19 protein-coding genes are annotated in these 20,444 nt (G+C 60.0%); 13 read left to right on the top strand and 6 right to left on the bottom strand.

What is annotated here, in order from left to right:
- Position 1 precedes the first annotated feature (1 nt).
- From AC1DU9_RS06590 to betC, 3 genes are all read right to left on the bottom strand, one after another.
- The gene (locus AC1DU9_RS06590; RefSeq protein ID WP_223459137.1) at positions 2-1,570 is read right to left on the bottom strand and encodes a SulP family inorganic anion transporter; all 1,569 of its coding nucleotides are present in this window, start codon (positions 1,568-1,570) and stop codon (positions 2-4) included.
- 156 nt (positions 1,571-1,726) lie between these two features.
- The gene (choX, locus tag AC1DU9_RS06595) at positions 1,727-2,647 is read right to left on the bottom strand and encodes a choline ABC transporter substrate-binding protein (RefSeq protein ID WP_223459139.1); all 921 of its coding nucleotides are present in this window, start codon (positions 2,645-2,647) and stop codon (positions 1,727-1,729) included.
- Between the two features lie 16 nt (positions 2,648-2,663).
- Positions 2,664-4,178, bottom strand: coding sequence for a choline-sulfatase (gene betC / locus AC1DU9_RS06600; RefSeq protein WP_223459141.1), 1,515 nt, complete (start codon positions 4,176-4,178; stop codon positions 2,664-2,666).
- A gap of 114 nt (positions 4,179-4,292) precedes the next feature.
- Here betC and AC1DU9_RS06605 point away from each other — a divergent pair, with 114 nt between their 5' ends.
- Positions 4,293-5,243: a choline sulfate utilization transcriptional regulator gene (locus AC1DU9_RS06605; RefSeq protein WP_223459143.1), complete on the top strand. Its 951-nt coding sequence runs from the start codon at positions 4,293-4,295 to the stop codon at positions 5,241-5,243.
- A 61-nt stretch (positions 5,244-5,304) separates the two neighbouring features.
- A complete protein-coding gene (locus AC1DU9_RS06610) occupies positions 5,305-5,631 on the top strand; it encodes a DOPA 4,5-dioxygenase family protein (RefSeq protein ID WP_477809911.1) in 327 nt (108 codons plus the stop codon).
- Here AC1DU9_RS06610 and AC1DU9_RS06615 read toward each other — a convergent pair whose 3' ends face one another.
- Positions 5,632-6,033 (bottom strand): GFA family protein, encoded by a 402-nt coding sequence (locus AC1DU9_RS06615; RefSeq protein ID WP_223459147.1) that lies wholly within the window; start codon positions 6,031-6,033, stop codon positions 5,632-5,634.
- A gap of 319 nt (positions 6,034-6,352) precedes the next feature.
- Here AC1DU9_RS06615 and AC1DU9_RS06620 point away from each other — a divergent pair, with 319 nt between their 5' ends.
- The 9 genes from AC1DU9_RS06620 (at position 6,353) to AC1DU9_RS06660 (ending at position 16,636) form a co-directional block, all read left to right on the top strand.
- The gene (locus tag AC1DU9_RS06620) at positions 6,353-7,660 is read left to right on the top strand and encodes a CitMHS family transporter (RefSeq protein WP_223459149.1); all 1,308 of its coding nucleotides are present in this window, start codon (positions 6,353-6,355) and stop codon (positions 7,658-7,660) included.
- 85 nt (positions 7,661-7,745) lie between these two features.
- Positions 7,746-8,513 carry a TerC family protein gene (locus AC1DU9_RS06625; RefSeq protein ID WP_223459151.1) on the top strand — a complete coding sequence of 256 codons (768 nt, stop codon included), beginning with the start codon at positions 7,746-7,748 and terminating at the stop codon, positions 8,511-8,513.
- Between the two features lie 294 nt (positions 8,514-8,807).
- Entirely contained in the window at positions 8,808-10,466 is a 1,659-nt protein-coding gene (locus AC1DU9_RS06630) for a Na/Pi cotransporter family protein (protein ID WP_223459152.1), read from the top strand.
- A gap of 56 nt (positions 10,467-10,522) precedes the next feature.
- A complete protein-coding gene (locus AC1DU9_RS06635; RefSeq protein WP_223459153.1) occupies positions 10,523-11,899 on the top strand; it encodes a M16 family metallopeptidase in 1,377 nt (458 codons plus the stop codon).
- 145 nt (positions 11,900-12,044) lie between these two features.
- Entirely contained in the window at positions 12,045-13,073 is a 1,029-nt protein-coding gene (locus AC1DU9_RS06640) for a DUF5924 family protein (RefSeq protein ID WP_223459154.1), read from the top strand.
- Between the two features lie 54 nt (positions 13,074-13,127).
- Positions 13,128-14,276 carry an ABC transporter permease gene (locus AC1DU9_RS06645; protein ID WP_223459155.1) on the top strand — a complete coding sequence of 383 codons (1,149 nt, stop codon included), beginning with the start codon at positions 13,128-13,130 and terminating at the stop codon, positions 14,274-14,276.
- Complete coding sequence (locus AC1DU9_RS06650; protein WP_477809912.1) at positions 14,273-15,076, top strand: ABC transporter ATP-binding protein; 804 nt, start codon at positions 14,273-14,275, stop codon at positions 15,074-15,076. The genes AC1DU9_RS06645 and AC1DU9_RS06650 overlap by 4 nt, the downstream gene beginning before the upstream one ends.
- 1 nt (position 15,077) lies before the next feature.
- Entirely contained in the window at positions 15,078-16,016 is a 939-nt protein-coding gene (locus AC1DU9_RS06655; RefSeq protein ID WP_223459157.1) for an MlaD family protein, read from the top strand.
- Positions 16,013-16,636, top strand: coding sequence for an ABC-type transport auxiliary lipoprotein family protein (locus tag AC1DU9_RS06660; protein WP_223459158.1), 624 nt, complete (start codon positions 16,013-16,015; stop codon positions 16,634-16,636). Before AC1DU9_RS06655 ends, AC1DU9_RS06660 begins: the two co-directional genes overlap by 4 nt.
- Positions 16,637-16,756: 120 nt before the next feature.
- On the opposite strand, the gene AC1DU9_RS06665 is transcribed toward AC1DU9_RS06660, so the two are convergent.
- Complete coding sequence (locus AC1DU9_RS06665) at positions 16,757-17,407, bottom strand: HAD family hydrolase (protein WP_223459160.1); 651 nt, start codon at positions 17,405-17,407, stop codon at positions 16,757-16,759.
- 26 nt (positions 17,408-17,433) lie between these two features.
- Positions 17,434-17,979, bottom strand: coding sequence for a gamma carbonic anhydrase family protein (locus AC1DU9_RS06670; RefSeq protein WP_223459162.1), 546 nt, complete (start codon positions 17,977-17,979; stop codon positions 17,434-17,436).
- A gap of 88 nt (positions 17,980-18,067) precedes the next feature.
- Between AC1DU9_RS06670 and prlC the strand changes: the two genes are divergently transcribed.
- Entirely contained in the window at positions 18,068-20,119 is a 2,052-nt protein-coding gene (prlC, locus tag AC1DU9_RS06675) for an oligopeptidase A (protein WP_477809913.1), read from the top strand.
- Positions 20,116-20,403: a YheV family putative zinc ribbon protein gene (locus AC1DU9_RS06680; protein ID WP_008018424.1), complete on the top strand. Its 288-nt coding sequence runs from the start codon at positions 20,116-20,118 to the stop codon at positions 20,401-20,403. The genes prlC and AC1DU9_RS06680 overlap by 4 nt, the downstream gene beginning before the upstream one ends.
- The last annotated feature ends 41 nt before the right edge of the window (positions 20,404-20,444 follow it).

Raw genomic sequence — 20,444 nt, forward strand, 5'->3', positions numbered from 1 at the left:
ATTAATCCTCAAACCGGATCGGGCATTTCTCCGCCCCTTCCAGCTTCCTCAACTCTTCCACCACCTGCGGCCGGGCCCGGCGCAGGGTCAGGCTGCGATCTTGCCGCAGTAATCGCCGCGCTTCCTGATGCAGCATTTCCACCCCTGAATAGTCGATGAAGTTGATCTGCTGCGCCTCGATCACCACCCGCGCGCCGTGCATGCGTTGCAGGCGTACTTGCAAGTAATGGCTGGCACCGAAAAAAATTGAACCGCCCACCCGCAGAATGTCTTCCTCGCCATCTCGCACATGCTGCACCCGTGGCTGCGAGGTGCGCTTGAGGTAGAAAAAAAGCGAGGCCAGCACGCCGGCGTAGATCGCCGTTTGCAATTCCAGCAGCAGCGTGGCGACGCAGGTCAGCGCCATTACCACGAACTCAGCGCGGCTGACCCGCAACAACGCGCGAATGCCGCGGTGGTCCACCAGCCCCCAGGCGATCAACAGAATGCTCCCGGCCATCGCCGGGATCGGGATGTGCGCGATCAGGCTCGCGCCGAAGATTGCAAACAGCGCCACCCACAACGCCGAAAAAATCCCCGCCAGTGGCGAACAGGCTCCCGCTTCATAGCTCAGGCCTGAGCGAGTGAAAGAGCCGGCCGACAGCGATCCGGAAAAAAACGCCCCGACGATGTTCGACAGGCCTTGGGCACGAACTTCCTGATTGGCATCAAGTAATTGCTGCGAACGCGCCGAGATCGAGCGGGCAATCGACAGGCTGGTGACCAGCCCGAGCATACCGACCGCCACTGCACTGGGCAGCAGGCGCAGGATCAGATCGAGATCCAGCGGCAACGGACTGAAAGGCGGCAGCTTGCCGGTGAAGGCGCTGACCAGTTGCACATGGCCGAACATTGATGGCCAAAGCCAGACCAGCAATGCAGCCAGCACCAGCGTGATCAACAGCGTCGGCCAGCGTGGCAACCACAGCTTGAGGATCACGCCCACCACCACCGTCGCCAACCCCAGCGCCAGCGAAGGTTTGTCCATTTCGCCGAGATGGCGCAACAACGTGATGAAGCTATCCAGAGCGGTGGCCTGGCTGGGCAAATCCAGCCCCAGCAGGTTAGGCAATTGACCGATGGCAATCACCACGGCAGCACCCAGGGTGAAGCCGAGTACCACCGAGTGAGAGACGAAATTCACCAGTGCGCCAAACCGTAGTAAACCCAGCAGCCACTGGAAGATACCGGCAAGAAACGTCAGCAACAGGATCAACATGACGTAATCCTGCGAGGCTGGAACGGCCAGAGGACTCACGCTGGCGTACAGGACAATCGAGATGGCCGCCGTAGGGCCACAGATCAAATGCCACGACGAACCCCACAGGCAGGCGATCAACACCGGGATGATTGCCGCGTAGAGGCCGTATTCCGGTGGGAGACCGGCAATCAGTGCGTAGGCAATGGATTGCGGCAACGCGAGAATCGCGCCGCTGAGGCCGACGATCATGTCGCGCCCGACGCTGGCGCGGGTTTGCCGGGGTAGCCAGGTGAGGAAAGGGAAGAGTGAATGGCGGCTTGGCAGGGCCATGGGGCCTCTCGAGTGGGATTTTGCGCAAGGGTATCAGGACGAGATGACGATGTGCCCATGTGGGAGCGAGCTTGCTCGCGATGACGTATTCACATTCAGCAAATTTGCCGACTGTCCCATTGCCATCGCGAGCAAGCTCGCTCCCACAGGTATTGGTTACAACTTGGCTTTGACCGCCGGCAACGCATCCTTGCCATCCACGGTCTTCACCCCATCGAGCCATTTATCCAGCACCGCCGGATTGGCCTTGATCCAAGCCTTGGCCGCATCAGCGTTACTGATCTTCTTGTTCACCACCTCAGCCATGATGCTGTTCTCCATGTCCTGGGTGAAACTCAGGTTGGTCAGCAGTTTGCCGACGTTCGGGCAGGCCTGTGCATAGCCTTTGCGGGTCAGTGTATGCACGCTGCCGGTGTCACCGAAGTATTTTTCACCACCCTTGAGGTAATGCATTTTCAGCTGCACGTTCATCGGGTGCGGGGTCCAGCCGAGGAAGGTCACGAATTTCTGTTTCTTCACTGCGCGGGACACCTCGGCCAGCATTGCTTGCTCGCTGGACTCGACCAGTTTCCACTGACCCATGTCGAAATCGTTTTTCTTGATGATCTCTTGCAGCGAGATGTTCGCCGGCGCGCCGGAGCCGATGCCGTAGATCTTGCGGTCGAACTTGTCGGCGTATTTGTTCAGGTCGGCAAAGTCATGCACACCCGCGTCCCACACGTAATCCGGAACGGCGAGGGTGAATTCGGTGCCTTCGAGGTTCTTCGCCAGTTGCGTGACATCGCCGTTGGCGACGAACTTGTCATAGAAGCCTTGCTGCGCCGGCATCCAGTTACCCAGGAACACATCGACCTGGCCATCCTTGAGCCCGCCAAAGGTGATCGGCACCGCGAGGGTGTCGATCTTGGCCTTGTAGCCCATGCCGTCCAGCAGAAACCCGGTGATGGCATTGGTCGCGGCGATGTCGCTCCAGCCCGGGTCGGCCATTTTCACGGTCTCGCAACTCTGATCGGCAAACGCCGATGCACTGCCCAGAGCCAGGAGCCCGACCGTCAGTACTGTGGATAACCTTTGCATGGACTTCCCCTTAACATTATTGGTTTTGGCAGGGTTGTGGATAACGTGCTTTACGCTCCAGATCGTCGAGGTCGATGTGGTTGCGCATGTATTGCTGACTGGCGTCCACCAGTGGCTGGTGATCCCAGCTCTTCAGCTTGCCGAGGGTCAGCGCCTCGGCCACGAACCGCCGGCGCCGCTGGCTGGCGAGCACCTGCTGGTGAATCGCCGGAAAATTCCATTTGGCTCGCGCTTCGGCGAGAAAATCGTCGAACAGTTGGCGATGTTGCGGCGAATGACTGAGTTCTTCCAGTTCGCGAGGGTCATTGTGTACGTCGAAGAGCAGGCAAGGGTCATCTTCGCTGTAGATGAATTTGTAGGCGCCGCGGCGGATCATCATCAACGGGCTGATGGTGCCTTCGGCCATGTATTCGCCGAACACCTCGTCGTGACCGACCTGCCCTTGCAGGTGCGGGACCAGCGAGCAGCCGTCCAGCGGCAAGCCCGGTTCCAGCGAGCCCCCGGCCAGTTCAACGAAGGTCGGCAACAGGTCGGCCGTGGAAACACTGGCGCTGACCCTGCCGGCGCCGAATTGCCCCGGCGCGCTGATCAACAAGGGAACCCGTGCGGCCATTTCGAACCAATGCATTTTGTACCAGAGTCCACGTTCGCCGAGCATGTCGCCGTGGTCGCCGGAGAACACGATGATGGTATCGTCGATCAGCCCGGTATCCTCGAGGGTTTGCAGGAGTTTGCCGACGTTGCTGTCGATATAGCTACACGCGCCGAAATAGGCACGGCGGGCGTCGCGGATCTTATCCACAGGCAGCGGCTTGTCCCACAGGTCGTAGACCTTGAGCAAGCGCTGGGAGTGTGGATCGAGTGAATGCTGATCCGGGGTTGTGGGTAATGGAATGTCGGCATCGTCGTACAGATCCCAGAAAGCCTTGGGAATCGTGTACGGATCGTGTGGGTGAGTCATCGAAACAGTCAGGCAGAACGGCTGGTCGCCATCCTCGCGGATGTGGTCGAACAGGTACTGCTGGGCCTTGAACACCACCTCTTCGTCGAAATCCAGCTGATTGGTGCGCACGCACGGGCCGGCTTGCAGCACTGACGACATGTTGTGATACCAGGTCGGGCGCACGTCCGGTTCATCCCAGTTCACCGCCCAGCCGTAGTCGGCCGGGTAGATGTCACTGGTCAGGCGTTCTTCGTAGCCATGCAGTTGGTCTGGCCCGCAGAAATGCATCTTGCCCGACAGGGCAGTGCGGTAGCCGAGGCGGCGCAGGTAGTGGGCATAGGTCGGTACGTCGGCGGGGAAATCGGCGGCGTTGTCGTAGGCACCGATCTTGCTCGGCAACTGGCCACTGACCAGGGTGAAACGCGACGGCGCGCACAGGGGGCTGTTGCAATAAGCGGAGTCGAACACCACGCCTTGTGCGGCGAGGCGGCTGAGATGAGGCAGTTTGATGGGCGATGGGCCGTAGAACGGCAACATTGGCGCGGCCATTTGATCGGCCATGATGAAAAGAATGTTCTTGCGCTTCATGTGATCGCGGCATTCCATAGTGGATGTTTATGCGAGAGTGCTGGCTTCGAGAATGAAACCCTCGCACCTTGCGGTAAAGCCCACGCGCGACAATGACTAGGATAAGCACAGCTTATGTATGACGCCCTTGGTGACCTGTCTCTTGATCTGCTTCGCGCCTTCGAAGCGGCGGCCCGCCAACGCAGTTTCACCGCGGCGGCGGTTGAGCTGGGCACCACGCAACCGGCCATCAGCCAGCAGATCAAGCGCCTGGAAGAACAACTGGCGACCCGCTTGTTCGATCGCATTTATCGCGGTATCGAACTGACCGAGGCCGGGCAGATTCTTTTCGAACAGGTTCAGCTCGGTTTGCAGAATATCGACGCAGGATTGAGTGCAATCAACGCACAGCAACAGCATGAAGTACTGCAGGTTGCCACGGATTTTGCCTTCGCCGCCTATTGGTTGATGCCGCGACTGCACCGTTTTCACGCGGCCAATCCGCAGGTGGATGTCAGCCTGGTCACCAGTGAACGCAGCCATAACATGCTACGTACCGATATCGATGTGGCGGTGCTGTTCGGCGATGGCCGCTTCAAGCAGGGTGAAAGCCATTGGCTGTTCAGCGAGGAAGTGTTTCCGGTGTGCAGTCCGCAGTTGTTGGGTGAGCGTCCCCTACCCTTGCCGGCCCAGGCATTGCTGGAGTTTCCGTTGCTGCACCTGCGTGGGGAACACAGCAGTAACTGGTTCGACTGGAGTGGTGTGTTCCGCGAGTTGGGCATCACCTCGCCCCCGGCGCCCGGGCAGTTGCGCTTCGACAACTACACCCTGCTGATTCAGGCCGCGATTGGTGGTCAGGGCGTGGCCATCGGCTGGCGCCACCTTGTGGATAACTTGCTGGCGCAAGGGTTGTTGTGTCGGCCGATCGGCGAAACGGTGATGTCGAGACTGGGTTATTACGTGGTCCTGCCCCAGCGCAAACGACGCGGAGCGTTGATTCAACAGTTTGTGGATTGGTTGATGGCCGAACAGGCTGGCAGTGCGGAGTCGTTGTCGGGGTTGTCATTGCCTTCGATTGCAGTGTGAAACGTGAAAAGATCGCAGCCTGTGCCGCGTGATCTGCTCGACCGGATTTAGAGGATTTCAAATGCAACGCATAACGGGCTACCACGCCCATGTCTATTTCGACGCCAGTACCATCGATCAGGCGCGGGCCTTGTGTGAGCAGGCGGCGCAATTGTTTCCACTGAAAATGGGCCGCGTGCACGAGCGCCCTGTCGGTCCGCACCCGGACTGGAGCTGTCAGTTGGCGTTCGAGCCGCAGGTGCTGGGCGACGTGCTGCCCTGGCTGGCGCTCAACCGCCAGGGTCTGGTGGTGTTTCTGCACCCTGATACCGGTGACGATCTGCGCGACCACACCGAGCGTGCGATCTGGATGGGCGCAATACGCCCGCTGGATCTGTCTATTTTTTGATCAGAGTGTTTCTTCAGCCTCTCCGGGCAAGTGTTCGTCCAGGTGCAGCCACGGCAAGCGACTGTCGGTCCAGATGTGTCGCTCGGCCGGTGCTTGCTCGGGATGGTCGAGGGTGGCGATGGTCAGGTCGATGCTGTCCGGGCTCAGGTGCGTCACCAGCGCCAGTTGCGCCCCACAGTGTCCGCAGAAATATCGCGCGCAGGTGGATGAAGAATCGTACCTCGACGGCGTCCCGGCCAGCCATTGAAAGGCCGATGCCGGCACGGTGATCCAAGTGGTCACGATGCCGCCGCTGACCCGTCGGCAAATCGAGCAATGGCAGTGGGCGATATCGTGCAGCGGCCCGCTGAATTGATAGCGCAGTTGCCCGCAATGGCAGCCGCCGGTGTGAAGTTCGCCCATGTTCAACCTCCCACCCTGTGTTCAGGGGCTTGAAACCCAATCCGACGACCGGTTGCACATCCGGTCTTTGCTTTCATTGGCGAAAGCTGGCTGAAAGCTTCCCCGATTAGGATCGCCGCCACTACCGGCAAAAGACCGGTGGCCAATGCGAGCGTTTGACTGCTCGCCAGGCCCATTTAACAACAACAATGGTGATTCTGATGTCCTCTCCTATCCGCCGCTTCGCTGTAACTCCGTCCGTACGTCTCGTGCCTCCCGTTCTGCGCTGATCCCGCCCGGTCCGCCCATTCCCTAGCCGCGCTACGCCTGGAGTATTCCCATGCTGACTTTCCTTGGCTTCGCCATGGTCATCACGTTCATGTTCCTGATCATGACCAAGCGCCTGTCCGCGCTGATCGCCCTGATCCTGATTCCGATCATTTTTGCCCTGTTCGGCGGCTTTTCGCCGAAAATCGGCCCAATGATGCTCGAAGGCATCACCAAACTCGCGCCAACCGGCGTGATGCTGATGTTCGCTATTTTGTACTTCGCCCTGATGATCGACTCCGGCCTGTTCGACCCGGCCGTGCGCAAGATCCTCAAACTGGTCAAGGGCGACCCGTTGAAAGTTTCGGTCGGCACCGCCGTTCTGGCGCTCGTCGTTTCCCTCGATGGTGACGGCGCGACCACTTATATGATCTGCGTGGCCGCCATGCTGCCGCTCTACAGCCGTATCGGCATGAGCCCGCGGATCATGGCCGGCCTGATCATCCTCGCCGGTGGCGTGATGAACATGACCCCATGGGGCGGCCCGACCGCACGCGCTGCCAGTGCGTTGCATGTGGATCCGTCCGACATCTTCGTACCGATGATTCCTGCGATGCTGGCCGGTGTGGTGGCGATCCTGGTCATCGCTTACTGCTACGGCAAGCGTGAACGTGCACGCCTGGGTGAGTTGCACCTGGTGGGCGATGAAATCGACCACAGTGAAATCAGCGTTTCGCAGTTCCCGGATGCCCGTCGTCCGAAGCTGATCTGGTTCAATGGCGCCCTGACCCTAGCCCTGATGGGCACCCTGATTGCCGGCCTGTTGCCTTTGCCGGTGCTGTTCATGGTGGCGTTCAGTATCGCCATGATCGTCAACTATCCTTGCCTGCAACAGCAGAAGGATCGCGTCGCGGCTCACGCCGGTAGCGTGCTGGCGGTAGTCGGGTTGATCTTCGCGGCCGGTATCTTCACCGGTATCCTGACCGGCACCGGGATGGTCGACGCGATGTCGAAAAGCCTGCTGGCAGTGATTCCGGATGTCCTCGGCCCGTACCTGGCGGTGATCACGGCGCTGGTCAGCATGCCGTTCACCTTCTTCATGTCGAACGATGCATTTTATTACGGCGTGTTACCGGTACTTGCCGAAGCCGCCAGCCATTACGGTATAACCGCGGTGGAAATGGCACGTGCCTCGATCGTCGGTCAGCCCGTCCACCTGTTGAGCCCGCTGGTTCCATCGACTTATTTGTTGGTGGCCCTGGCCGGTATCGATTTCGGTGACCATCAACGCTTCACTCTCAAGTGGGCGGTGCTGGTTTGTATCTGCATACTGATTGCTGCAATGCTGTTGGGGACTTTCCCGGTGTTCAGCACTCTATAAGCTCAAGACTCACCACTTCGGGTCCAGGCTTCGCTGTTTGAAGCCCGGGCCCTTTGTGGTTTAACAATCGCTCAAAGGAATACACATGGAATGGCTGACCAACCCTGAAATCTGGGTTGCCTTCTTCACCCTGACCGCCCTGGAAATCGTCCTGGGTATCGATAACATCATCATGATTTCGATCCTGGTCAGCCGCATGCCCAAGCACATGCAGGCGCGTACCCGGATTTTCGGTCTTGGGCTGGCCATGATCACGCGGATCCTGCTTCTGCTGTCGATCACCTGGGTCATGCGCCTGACGGCGGATCTGTTCGAAGTGTTCGGCCAGGGTATTTCCGGACGCGACCTGATCCTGTTCTTCGGTGGTCTGTTCCTGCTGTGGAAAAGCTCGCAAGAGATGTACCACGCGTTGGAAGGTGAAGATGAAAGCAGCGACGAACCTTCGGGCAAGGGCGGCAACTTCCTCTACACCATCATCCAGATCGCGATCATCGACATCGTGTTTTCCCTGGACTCGGTGATCACCGCGGTCGGCATGGTCTCCCACGTACCGGTCATGGTCGCAGCGATCATCGTGGCCGTGCTGGTGATGATGTGGGCATCTGGCACCATCAGTGAGTTCATCGACAAGCACCCATCGCTGAAGATGCTGGCGCTGTCGTTCCTGTTGATCGTCGGTACGGTGCTGATCGCCGAAGCCTTCGACGTGCACGTGCCAAAAGGCTACGTCTACTTCGCAATGGCGTTCTCGCTGGCAGTGGAAGCGATCAACATCAAGATGCGCACCGCCATTGCGAAAAAAAAGAAACAGCAGGATCCGGTAAAGCTGCGCAAGGACATTCCGGGCCAGTAACCCGAAAGCGCTAAATTCGCAAAACCTGTGGGAGCGAGCTTGCTCGCGATGGCGGTCCGTCAGTCAACATCAATGTTGAAGCTGATGGCCTCATCGCGAGCAAGCTCGCTCCCACAGTGTTTTGTGTGGCTGGAAGATCGCCATTTTCATGACAGTTTTATTTCAATCCCTTCTTTGGCTATGCGATGCTGGCGCGCAGACCGTTAGCCAACTACAAGCTTAAGTACAGAACGTAGAACGTCGCGCGGTACCGTCAACTTGCTCCTTTGGAGCGCTACACCACAGGGGGCCTGTATGCTCACCCTGCTCAATTTACTTTCTGCCGTGGCCCTGCTGATCTGGGGCACGCATATCGTCCGAACCGGCATCCTGCGGGTCTACGGCACCAATTTGCGCCATGTCATTGGCCAGAACATGTCCAAACGCTGGCTGACTTTCGTCTCCGGGATCGTCGTGACGGCGATGGTCCAGAGCAGCAACGCCACCGCCATGCTCGTCACCTCCTTTGTCGGTCAGGGCCTGATGGCGCTGACGCCGGCACTGGTCACCATGCTCGGTGCCGATGTCGGTACGGCGCTGATGGCGCGGGTGTTGACGTTCGATCTGTCGTGGCTGTCGCCGCTGCTGATTTTTGTCGGGGTGATTTTCTTTCTGTCACGCAAGCAGACCCGACTCGGGCAGATGGGCCGTGTCGCCATTGGCTTGGGCTTGATCATTCTGGCGCTGCAACTGATTGTCGAAGCGGCGCATCCGATTACCCATGCCAAAGGGGTGAAGGTGATTTTCGCCTCGCTCACCGGCGATATCCTGCTCGACGCCTTGGTCGGCGCGCTGTTCGCGATGATTTCCTATTCCAGCCTGGCCGCTGTGCTGCTGACCGCGACCCTGGCGGGTGCCAAAGTGATCAGCTTGCCGGTAGCCATCGGACTGGTGATCGGCGCCAATATCGGCAGCGGCGTACTCGCCTTCCTCAGCACCAGCATGCAGAACCCAGCCGGGCGCCAAGTGGCGCTGGGCAGCCTGCTGTACAAACTGATTGGTCTTTTATTGATCATTCCGGTACTCGATCCGCTGGTGCACTGGCTCGATGGCCTGGATTTCAGCCCTCAGGAATTGGTCATCGGCTTTCACCTGCTCTACAACACCGTGCGCTGCCTGATCCTGCTGCCCAGTGTCGGGCCGATGGCCAGATTTTGTGCCTGGGTACTGCCGGAGCGCCCGCAGGCCAACGGCACGGCCAAGCCCCGGCACCTTGACCCCACAGCGTTGGTCACCCCCGGTTTGGCGCTGGCCAACGCGGCCCGGGAAACCCTGCGCATGGGCGACCTGATCGACAACATGCTCGAAGCCATGCTCGATGTGTTGCGCGGCAAGCAAACCGCCGTCACCCAGGAAATGCGCCGCCTGACCGACGATGTCGAAGCGCTCTACAGCGCGATCAAGTTGTATCTGGCGCAAATGCCCCGGGAAGATCTCAGCGATCAGGACAGCCGGCGCTGGGCGGAAATCATCGAGCTGGCGATCAACCTGAAACTCGCCAGCGACTTGATCGAACGCATGCTGCGTAAAGTCCAGCAGCAGAAAACCTCGCAGCGCCGATCGTTTTCCGAAGTCGGGCTGGACGAATTGACCGGGCTGCATACTCAGTTGATTTCCAGCCTGCGGCTCGGGATGTCAGTGTTTCTCAGTGGCGACCCGGAAAGTGCCCGCCAGCTGGTGCGTGAAAAACGTCGTTTCCGCGCACAGGAACGGCGCCTGGCCCATGCTCATGTCAGCCGCTTGCACCGTAAAATCGTGCAAAGTATCGAAACCAGTTCGTTGCACCTGGAGCTGATCGCCGACATGAAGCGTCTGAATTCGCTGTTTTGCAGCAGTGCCTACGTGGTGCTGGAAACATCGGATACCGGTGCGCTGGTGGTCGACGATTTGACTGACATTACTCATTCACCCTGAACGTCCACCATTACCTGAAGTCTGTTGAACTTACGCTGGCCGTATGGAAGTCCGTTATGCGTTGTTTGTTGTTCGCCTGCCTGTTGCTTGGTTCATTCCCGTCATTTGCCCTGGATCGCTTCCAGGTCGAGGGCTACACCCTGCGCAACGGTTTGCAGTTGCTACTCAAACCCGGCACTGACCGAGGGCATGTGGCGATCCGGCTGGTGGTCGGCGTTGGTCTGGACGATTTCAATTGCGAAGAAAAGGAATTGCCGCATCTGCTGGAACACCTGCTGTTCAGCGGCATCGACGCCAGTGGCGAAGGTGGCCTGGAAGAGCGCATGCAGGCCCTGGGCGGTGAGTGGAACGCCTTCACCAGTAATGCCGATACGACTTTCGTCATCGAAGCGCCGGCAAAAAACCAGCGCAAGGTGCTCGACCTGCTGCTGGCGCTGCTGACCCAGACCCGTTTCGACGACAACGCCATCCACGCGGCCAAGCAAGTGGTCGAGCGTGAAGACGGCGGCCACTACTCGCACCTGCAACGCTGGCTCGATCGTCAGGACCTCGGCCACACGGCCAGCAACCAGCTGGCCGTGGAGCTGGGCCTCAAGTGCCCGGAGCGTGCGCAAGTCGATGACCTGACCCATGAGCAACTGGAGCAGGTGCGCAAGGACTGGTATGCGCCGAACAACATGACCCTGATCGTGGTCGGCGACCTCGACAAGTTGCTGCCGGCCTATCTGGAACAGGCGTATGGCGCGCTGGAAGCGATTACCCCTGGCGAGCATCCTGCGCTGCCGCAAATCCAGGTCAGCGCTGCCCACGAGCGCACTCTGACCCACGGTCTGGTCGGCAACGGCGCCAAATTGCACTGGCTGGTGCCGGAGCCGGTGCTGGACGACGGGCACGACCAAACCTTCGATTTGCTCAAGGATTATCTGGATTGGGCGCTCTATCGCCAGCTGCGCCTGGCTCACGGTTTGTCCTACGGCCCGTGGGCGGAACGCGAGGTGTTCGGCGGCGTGGGTTTCATGAGCCTCAATGCCGACCTTGAACGCGACGACGTGCCCGCGGCCGAACAAGTGCTCGACGACTTGAAGGCCGCACTGCTCAAGGATGGCCTCAATGCCGACACCTTCAACCGCCTCAAGCAGGCCGCGATTGCCCGCCAGGCCTGGGCCGTGCAAGGCAACAGCGCGTTGGCCGACTACTACTGGAGCGCCATCGGTGATTACGAGGACGGCCACTTCGCCGACCCGGCCCGGGAGCTGCAAGGGGTGACGCTGGAAGAGGCGAACAAGGCCGTTCGTGAACTGTTGTTGCAGCCGGGGTATTTGCGGATCGAAAAGCCGTTGTTCAGTTATGACCAGTTGATGTGGTTGGTGGTCGGGGGATTGGGCATGATCGTGTTGATGTTGGTGGGCTGGCGTTTGCACCGCAGGAAGTAACCACTCTGTTTGGCAAGCAAACTCCTTGTGGGAAACACAATCCCACAGGTTGCGCGGCGTGACTGACCGCAAACTCTCGCCACAGCGCCGCGGCAACAGGTACCCTGTCGAGGTTTTTTTCCCACGACAACTGTGAACCCGCCGAATGCAAAACCTGACCCTTTTCGTACAGCGCATCCTCGAATTGATGAAGCGCTACCCTGGGGTCATTGCGCTCTGTGGTTTCATCTCCGGGGTGGGCAGTTTCATCCTGGTCGATCGCCAGCAAAGCCTGGCGAGCTGGATTGCCACGATCATGCTGATCAGCTGGATCTGGCTGATGCTGGAAAACAGCCTGACCAAGCTGTTCACACGCATTTTCAAGCGCGAAATTCCGGAACCGTTGCTGCGTTACGCAACGCAGATGATCCATCAGGAAAGCCTGTTCTTTGTCTTGCCGTTCTTCTTCATCACCACGACGTGGAACAGCGGCCAGTTGGTTTTCACCGGGCTGCTGGGCGTCGCGGCGCTGATTTCGATCGTCGACCCGCTTTACTACAAATGGCTGGCGCCACGGCGCTGGGCGTTTCTGGCCCTGCACACCCTGACCCTGTTCGCCGCGCTGCTCACCGCGTTGCCGGTGATCATGCACCTGACCACCGCGCAAAGTTTCAAATGGGCGCTGGGCATCTCGGTGCTGTTGTCGTTCCCGAGCCTGGCGTCGATCTTCCCGATTCGTACCGTGCGCAATGCGCTGGCGATTTTTGGTATCACCCTGGGCATCGGCGTCATTGGTTGGGAGCTGCGCTCGTGGGTGCCGCCGGCGACGCTGTGGATGACCGATGTGGCCATCAGCACGCAAATGCAGGACCGCACACCTGGCGCCAGCCTCGACGAAGTCAGTGCCGAGCAGATCCGCAATGGCGGGCTCTACGCGTACACCGCGATCAACGCCCCTCGTGGCCTGGACGAACGGATTTATCACGTCTGGCAGTTCAACGGTAAAGAGGTCGACCGCATTCCTCTGGATATTCGCGGCGGGCGTAAGGAAGGTTACCGGGCCTGGACCCACAAGCAGAATTTCCCGGGCAACCCGGCCGGCAAATGGCAGGTTCGGGTGCTGACCGAAGATGGCCAGGTCATCGGCGTGCTGCGCTTCAAAGTTACGGACAGCACATCGATCAAAGAAAAGTAGTGTGGTTCGTGCTATTACGTAAAACTGCGTAATCACTGAACAAGCACGGAGCTTATGATCAGCAGCACGATGGCCGGCAACGCCCGATTGGACACGTCGTTTACCCCTGCGCGGTTGCGGGTGACGGGCGACTGGACGCTTGCCCATTACGCGGACCTCAAACTGTTGAGCGAAAAGCTCCACGGCCAGTACGACGCCAACACCCCCGTCGACCTCAATGGACTTGGTGCCCTCGACACCGCCGGCGCCTCGCTGTTGGTAGAGCTGCTCGGCTCCGAGCGCCTCGGTCGCTCCGCCGAACATCCTGATTGCACGCTCTCCGCCGCCGATCGGGCGTTGCTGCAAACCGTCTACTGCTCGTTGACCGATTTCTGCGTACCGATCAAGGAGCCGGAAGTCAGCGTTACCATTCAGTTGCTGACCCGCATCGGCCGGGCGGTGGACGCCGTCTGGCAGGACACCCTGGAACTGCTGGGTTTCGTCGGCCTGATCATCGAGACCATCGTCCGCGGCCTGTTCCAGCCAAAACGCTGGCGCGTCACGGCGATGATCGCGCACATCGAGCAGACTGGCCTCGACGCCGCGCCGATTGTTGCCCTGCTGACCTTTCTGGTGGGCGCCGTGGTGGCGTTTCTCGGGTCGACGGTGCTGGCCACTTTCGGTGCCACTGTCTTTACCGTGGACCTGGTGGGGTTTGCCTTTTTGCGCGAATTCGGTGTGCTGCTGACCGCGATCCTGATGGCCGGGCGCACCGCCAGTGCGTTCACGGCGCAAATCGGTTCGATGAAGGCCAACGAAGAAATCGATGCCATCCGCACCCTGGGCCTCGACCCCGTGGAGTTGCTGGTGGTGCCGCGAGTCCTGGCGCTGCTGATCGCCCTGCCGATGCTGACCTTTCTGGCGATGCTGTCGGGGATTATCGGCGGTGGCGTGGTCTGCGCGGTGGCGCTGGATATCTCGCCGGCGATGTTCATATCGTTGCTGCAAACGGATATCGGCGTTCAGCACTTTCTGGTGGGCATCGTCAAAGCGCCGGTGTTCGCTTTCCTGATTGCTGCGATTGGATGCCTTGAAGGTTTCAAGGTCAGTGGCAGCGCTGAGTCGGTGGGCGCGCACACCACGTCGAGTGTGGTGCAGTCGATTTTCGTGGTGATCGTGATGGATGCGATCGCCGCGATGTTTTTCATGGAGATGGGTTGGTGAGTCGTATCCCCCGAGCGCCCTCCGAGGCGGTGATTGAAGTCTGTGGGCTGTGCAACCGCTTTGGAAGCCAGAGCGTGCACGAGAACCTCGACCTGGACTTGTACAAGGGCGAGATACTCGCTGTGGTCGGCGGCTCCGGCAGTGGCAAATCGGTGCTGCTGCGCAGCATTGTCGGGTTGCGCCAGCCCAGCGAAGGCGTGGTGAAAGTCTTCGGCAAGAACCTGCCAACCTTGTCCGAACACGAACGCTCGCTGGTGGAACGACGCTTTGGCGTGCTGTTCCAGAAGGGCGCGCTGTTTTCCTCGCTGACCGTGACCGAGAACGTCGCCCTGCCGCTGATCGAACACGCCGGCTTGAGCCGCAATGACGCCGAGCACCTGGCAGCGGTGAAAATGGCCCTGGCCGGGTTGCCGCTGTCGGCGGCAGAGAAATACCCCGCGTCGCTGTCCGGCGGCATGATCAAGCGTGCCGCGCTGGCCCGGGCGTTGGCGCTGGACCCGGACATCCTGTTTCTCGACGAGCCCACCGCCGGTCTCGATCCGATTGGCGCCGCCGCGTTCGACCAATTGATCCTGACCCTGCGCGATGCCCTGGGCCTGAGTGTCTTTCTGGTGACCCACGACCTTGACACGCTCTACACCATCACTGACCGGGTGGCGGTGCTGGCGCAGAAAAAAGTGCTGGTGGCGGACGCCATCGACAAGGTCTCGGAAACCAACGATGCGTGGATTCACGAATACTTCCATGGCCCTCGCGGCCGCGCGGCATTGACGGCCGCCCAACAGCTCAACGAGGTCTGACATGGAAACCCGAGCCCATCATGTATTGATCGGCCTGTTCACCGTGATTGTGGTGACGGCCGCGCTGCTATTCGGCCTGTGGCTGGCCAAGTCCAGTGTCGACACCGAGTTCAAGGACTACGAGGTCGTCTTCAACGAGGCGGTCAGCGGTTTGTCCAAGGGCAGTTCGGTGCAGTACAGCGGGATCAAGGTCGGCGACGTGATCTCGCTGCGCCTGGACCCGAAAGACCCGCGCCGGGTACTGGCGCGAATTCGCCTGGCCGGCGATACCCCGGTCAAGGAAGACACCAATGCCAAGCTGGCCCTGACCGGGGTCACCGGGACCTCGATCATCCAGCTCAGTGGCGGCACGCCTCAGAGCCCGACGCTCAGGGGCAAGGACGGCAACTTGCCGACCATTATCGCCTTGCCCTCGCCCATCGCCCGCCTGCTCAATGACAGCGAGGACCTGATGGCCGGGGTGACCACGCTGATGCATAACGCCAACCTGATGTTCTCCACGGAAAACATCGAGCGCATCAGCAACACCCTGGAGCACCTGGAGCAAACCACCGGGACCATTGCCGAGCAGCGCGGCGATATTCGCCAGGCCATGCAACAACTGGCCTCGGTCGGCAAGCAGGCCAACAACATGCTGGAGCAGACCACGGCGCTGATGCGCAATGCCAATGGGCTGCTCAACGAGCATGGCAAGGAGGCGCTGGGCAGCGCCGAGCAGGCGATGAAGTCGCTGCAGGAGAGCAGTGCCACCCTCAACAAACTGATCACCGCCAATCAGGATTCGCTCAACAGCGGCATGCAGGGCCTCAATGGCCTGGGCCCCGCCGTGCGTGAGATGCGCGAAACCCTGAGTTCGTTGCGCACCATTACCACACGCCTGGAAGCCAACCCCAGCGGTTACCTGCTGGGCAGTGAAAAGACCAAGGAATTCACGCCATGAAGCTGATTCGGATTGTCCTCCTCGCTGGCTTCACGCTGATCAGTTCGTGCTCGATCCTGCCCAAGCCCGAGCCTTTCGAGGTCTATCGATTGCCTTCGGCCCAGAGTGCATCGACCAGCCCTGGCACACCGCAGCGCTGGTCGCTGCGCGTGACCAAATTCCAGTCCAGCGAAGCGCTGAACAGTCCGAACATTGCAGTGATTCCCCAGGGCGATGTGATCAGCCATTACAAGGGTTCACGCTGGAGCGACCCGGCGCCGGTGCTGTTGCGCAATCGCATGCTGGAAGGTTTTCAGCATGACGGGCGGGTGCCGCTGTTGAGCACCGATGACAGCATTTTCCAGACCGATCTTGAATTGGGCGGCAGCCTGCAGGCGTTCCAGACTGAATACCAGGGCACGAATGCCAGCGTGGTCGTGCGTCTGGATGCGTTGCTGGTGCGCAGCTACGACCAGCGCATCCTTGCCAGCCGCCGCTTCGAAGTGCGCCAGCCTTTGAGCAATGTGCAGGTTCCGGCGGTGGTGGTCGGGTTCGGTCAGGCGAACGATCAGTTGACCGCGCAGGTGGTGAATTGGGCAGTCGAGCAAGGACAGAAACTCGCCCCGCCGCCCAGGCCTTGAAAGCCTGCGCAGCCCCCTGTGGGAGCGAGCTTGCTCGCGATAGCGGTATGTCAGACATATTTATTTTGAATGTGCGACCGCCATCGCGAGCAAGCTCGCTCCCACAGGGGTAAAGCCGTATCAGCGCTGCAAAAACGCCTGATGCATCTCTTCCAGCGTTTCAAAGTGATACGCCGGAGCCTCGGCGCTCAATTCTTCGTGGCTGCCGAACCCGTAACCCACCGCCGCCGCGTCCAGGCCATTGCTGCGTGCGCCGATCAGGTCGTGCTTACGGTCGCCGATCATCAGGGTGCTGGCCGGGTCCAGGTTTTCTTCGGCCATCAGGTGAGCAATCAGCTCGATCTTGTTGGTCCGGGTGCCATCCAGTTCGCTGCCGTAAATCACCTTGAAGTGTTTGGCAAAATCGAAATGCCGGGCGATTTCCCGGGCGAACACCCACGGTTTCGAGGTTGCGATGTACAGTTGCCGGCCTTGTCCGCTCAGGGTTTCCAGCAGCGGCGTGACACCATCGAACACCCGGTTTTCGTAGAGGCCGGTGACCTTGAAGCGCTCACGGTAGAAATTCACCGCCTCCCACGCCTTGGCTTCGTCGAAGTCGTAGAACTGCATGAACGCCTGCAACAGCGGCGGGCCGATGAAGTGTTCGAGTTTGGCCAGGTCCGGCTCATCGATACCCAGTTTGCCCAGGGCGAACTGGATCGAACGGGTGATACCCTCACGTGGGTCGGTCAGGGTGCCATCGAGGTCGAACAAAACGGTTTGGTAATGCATGTCGAATCCTGAATAAGAGGGCCGGGTCAAAGCTGGTCGTAACCTTCGGCCAGATGCAGGTCCTTGAGCTTCACGTAGTTCGCCGCGCTGTAGGTGAAAAAGGCGCGCTCCTTGTCGGTCAGCGGGCGGATCTGCTTCACCGGGCTGCCCACATACAGGAAGCCGCTTTGCAGATGCTTGCCCGGCGGCACCAGGCTGCCGGCACCAATGATCACATCATCGTCGACCAGCGCACCGTCCATGACGATGCTGCCCATGCCGATCAACACCCGGCTGCCCACCGAACAGCCATGCAACATGACTTTGTGGGCGATGGTCACGTCATCGCCGATCAGCAATGGAAAGCCATCCGGATTGAACGGACCGGCGTGGGTGATGTGCAACACGCAGCCATCCTGCACGCTGGTGCGCGCACCGATGCGGATGCGGTGCATGTCGCCACGGATCACTGTCAGCGGCCAGACCGAGCTGTCTTCACCGATTTCAACATCGCCGATCACCACCGCCGAGCCGTCTACAAAAGCGCCTTTACCCAGCAGCGGCGTGTGGTTCTGATACTTGCGAAGGTTCACGATAGGGTTTCTCTCTGTTGCTGATAGCTGCGGTGAACGTCGATTGTAATTAAGATGGTTGCATGTTTCTCCAGCCAAGGTATCAACCGTGAGCGTGAACAACCCTCTTTTGCAGTCCTATGACCTGCCGCCGTTCTCCGCCATCCGCGCCGAACACGTACAACCGGCCATTGAACAGATCCTGGCTGACAACCGCGCTGCCATCGTCGAGATCCTCAAGACCCAGGTCAAACAGCCAACGTGGGCCGGTCTGGTACTGGCGATGGACGAGCTCAACGACCGCCTGGGCGCCGCCTGGAGCCCGGTCAGCCACCTCAACGCCGTGTGCAACAGCGCTGAACTGCGTGAAGCCTACGAGTCGTGCCTGCCGGCCTTGAGCGCCTACTCCACCGAACTGGGTCAGAACCGCGAACTGTTCCAGGCCTTCGAAGCCCTGGCCAGCAGCCCGGAAGCGGCCGGTTTCGACGTCGCGCAGAAAACTATCCTGGAGCACTCCCTGCGTGACTTCCGCCTGTCGGGTATCGACCTGCCGGAAGCCGAGCAGAAGCGTTACGCCGAAGTGCAGAGCAAGCTGTCCGAGCTGGGCAGCCGTTTCTCCAACCAGCTGCTCGACGCCACTCAGGCGTGGACCAAACACATCACCGATGAAGCCGCCCTCACCGGCCTGACGGATTCCGCCAAGGCACAAATGGCCGCCGCGGCCCAGGCGAAGGATCTGGATGGCTGGCTGATCACGCTGGAATTCCCGAGCTATTATGCGGTGATGACCTACGCCCAGGACCGCGCACTGCGTGAAGAAGTTTATGCGGCTTACTGCACCCGTGCGTCGGACCAGGGACCGAATGCCGGTCAGAACGACAACGGCCCGGTCATGGAAGAAATCCTCGACCTGCGTCAGGAACTGGCCAAGCTGTTGGGTTTCAGCAGTTTCTCCGAGCTGAGCCTGGCGACCAAAATGGCTGAATCCAGCGATCAGGTGCTGAGTTTCCTGCGTGATCTGGCCAAGCGCAGCAAGCCGTTCGCCTCCCAGGATCTGGAGCAGCTCAAGGCTTACGCCGCCGAACAAGGCTGCCCGGATCTGCAGAGTTGGGACAGCGGTTTCTACGGTGAAAAACTCCGTGAACAGCGTTACAGCGTGGCCCAGGAAGCCCTGCGCGCCTACTTCCCGATCGACAAGGTGTTGAGTGGTCTGTTTGCCATTGTTCAGCGACTGTACGGCATCGAAATCGCCGAGCTCAAAGGCTTCGACACCTGGCACCCGGATGTCCGCCTGTTCGAGATCAAGGAAAACGGCCAGCATGTCGGCCGCTTCTTCTTCGACCTGTATGCTCGTGCCAACAAGCGTGGCGGGGCCTGGATGGATGGCGCCCGGGACCGTCGTCGTACCGCTGGCGGCGTGCTGCAAAGCCCGGTGGCGAACCTGGTGTGCAACTTCACCCCGGCCGACAGCGGCAAGCCTGCGCTGCTGACCCACGATGAAGTCACCACCCTGTTCCATGAATTCGGTCACGGCCTGCATCACTTGCTGACCCGCGTCGAGCATGCTGGGGTGTCCGGCATCAATGGCGTGGCCTGGGATGCCGTCGAACTACCAAGTCAGTTCATGGAAAACTGGTGCTGGGAGCCGGAAGGCCTGGCGCTGATTTCCGGTCATTATGAAACCGGCGAACCGCTGCCTCAGGACCTGCTCGGGAAAATGCTCGCGGCGAAAAACTTCCAGTCCGGCCTGATGATGGTCCGCCAACTGGAGTTCTCTCTGTTCGACTTCGAATTGCACGCGACCCACGGCGACGGCCGCAGCGTGCTGCAAGTGCTCGAAGGCGTGCGTGACGAGGTCTCGGTGATGCGCCCGCCGGCCTACAACCGCTTCCCCAACAGCTTTGCGCATATCTTCGCCGGTGGTTATGCCGCGGGTTATTACAGCTACAAATGGGCTGAAGTGCTGTCGGCCGATGCGTTCTCGAAGTTTGAAGAAGAAGGCGTGCTCAACGCCGACACCGGTCGCGCCTTCCGTGAAGCGATCCTGGCACGCGGCGGTTCCCAGGAGCCTATGGTGCTGTTCGTCGACTTCCGTGGCCGTGAGCCATCGATTGACGCACTCTTGCGCCATAGCGGCCTGAGTGAGGACGCAGCAGCATGAGCGAGGGACCTGTGATTACGAAAAAACGCTTTATCGCCGGGGCGGTCTGCCCGGCATGCAGCGAGCCGGACAAGTTGATGATGTGGAACGAAGACCAGGTCCCGCACCGTGAGTGCGTGGCCTGCGGTTACTCCGACACACTCAATGAGCAAGGGCTGTCGGTGCCCAAGGAGCTGGGTACGCGGGTTAATACCAGCGCACTCAAACCAGCCGACACCAAGGTTCAGGCGGTTCAGTTCTTCCCGAACCCGAAACTGAAGAAAAAGCCGGACGAACAACACTGAGTGAAAAAAAGCCCCCGTTGCGCAATGCCGCGGGGGCTTTT

This window comes from Pseudomonas sp. P4_C1 (assembly GCF_056402155.1).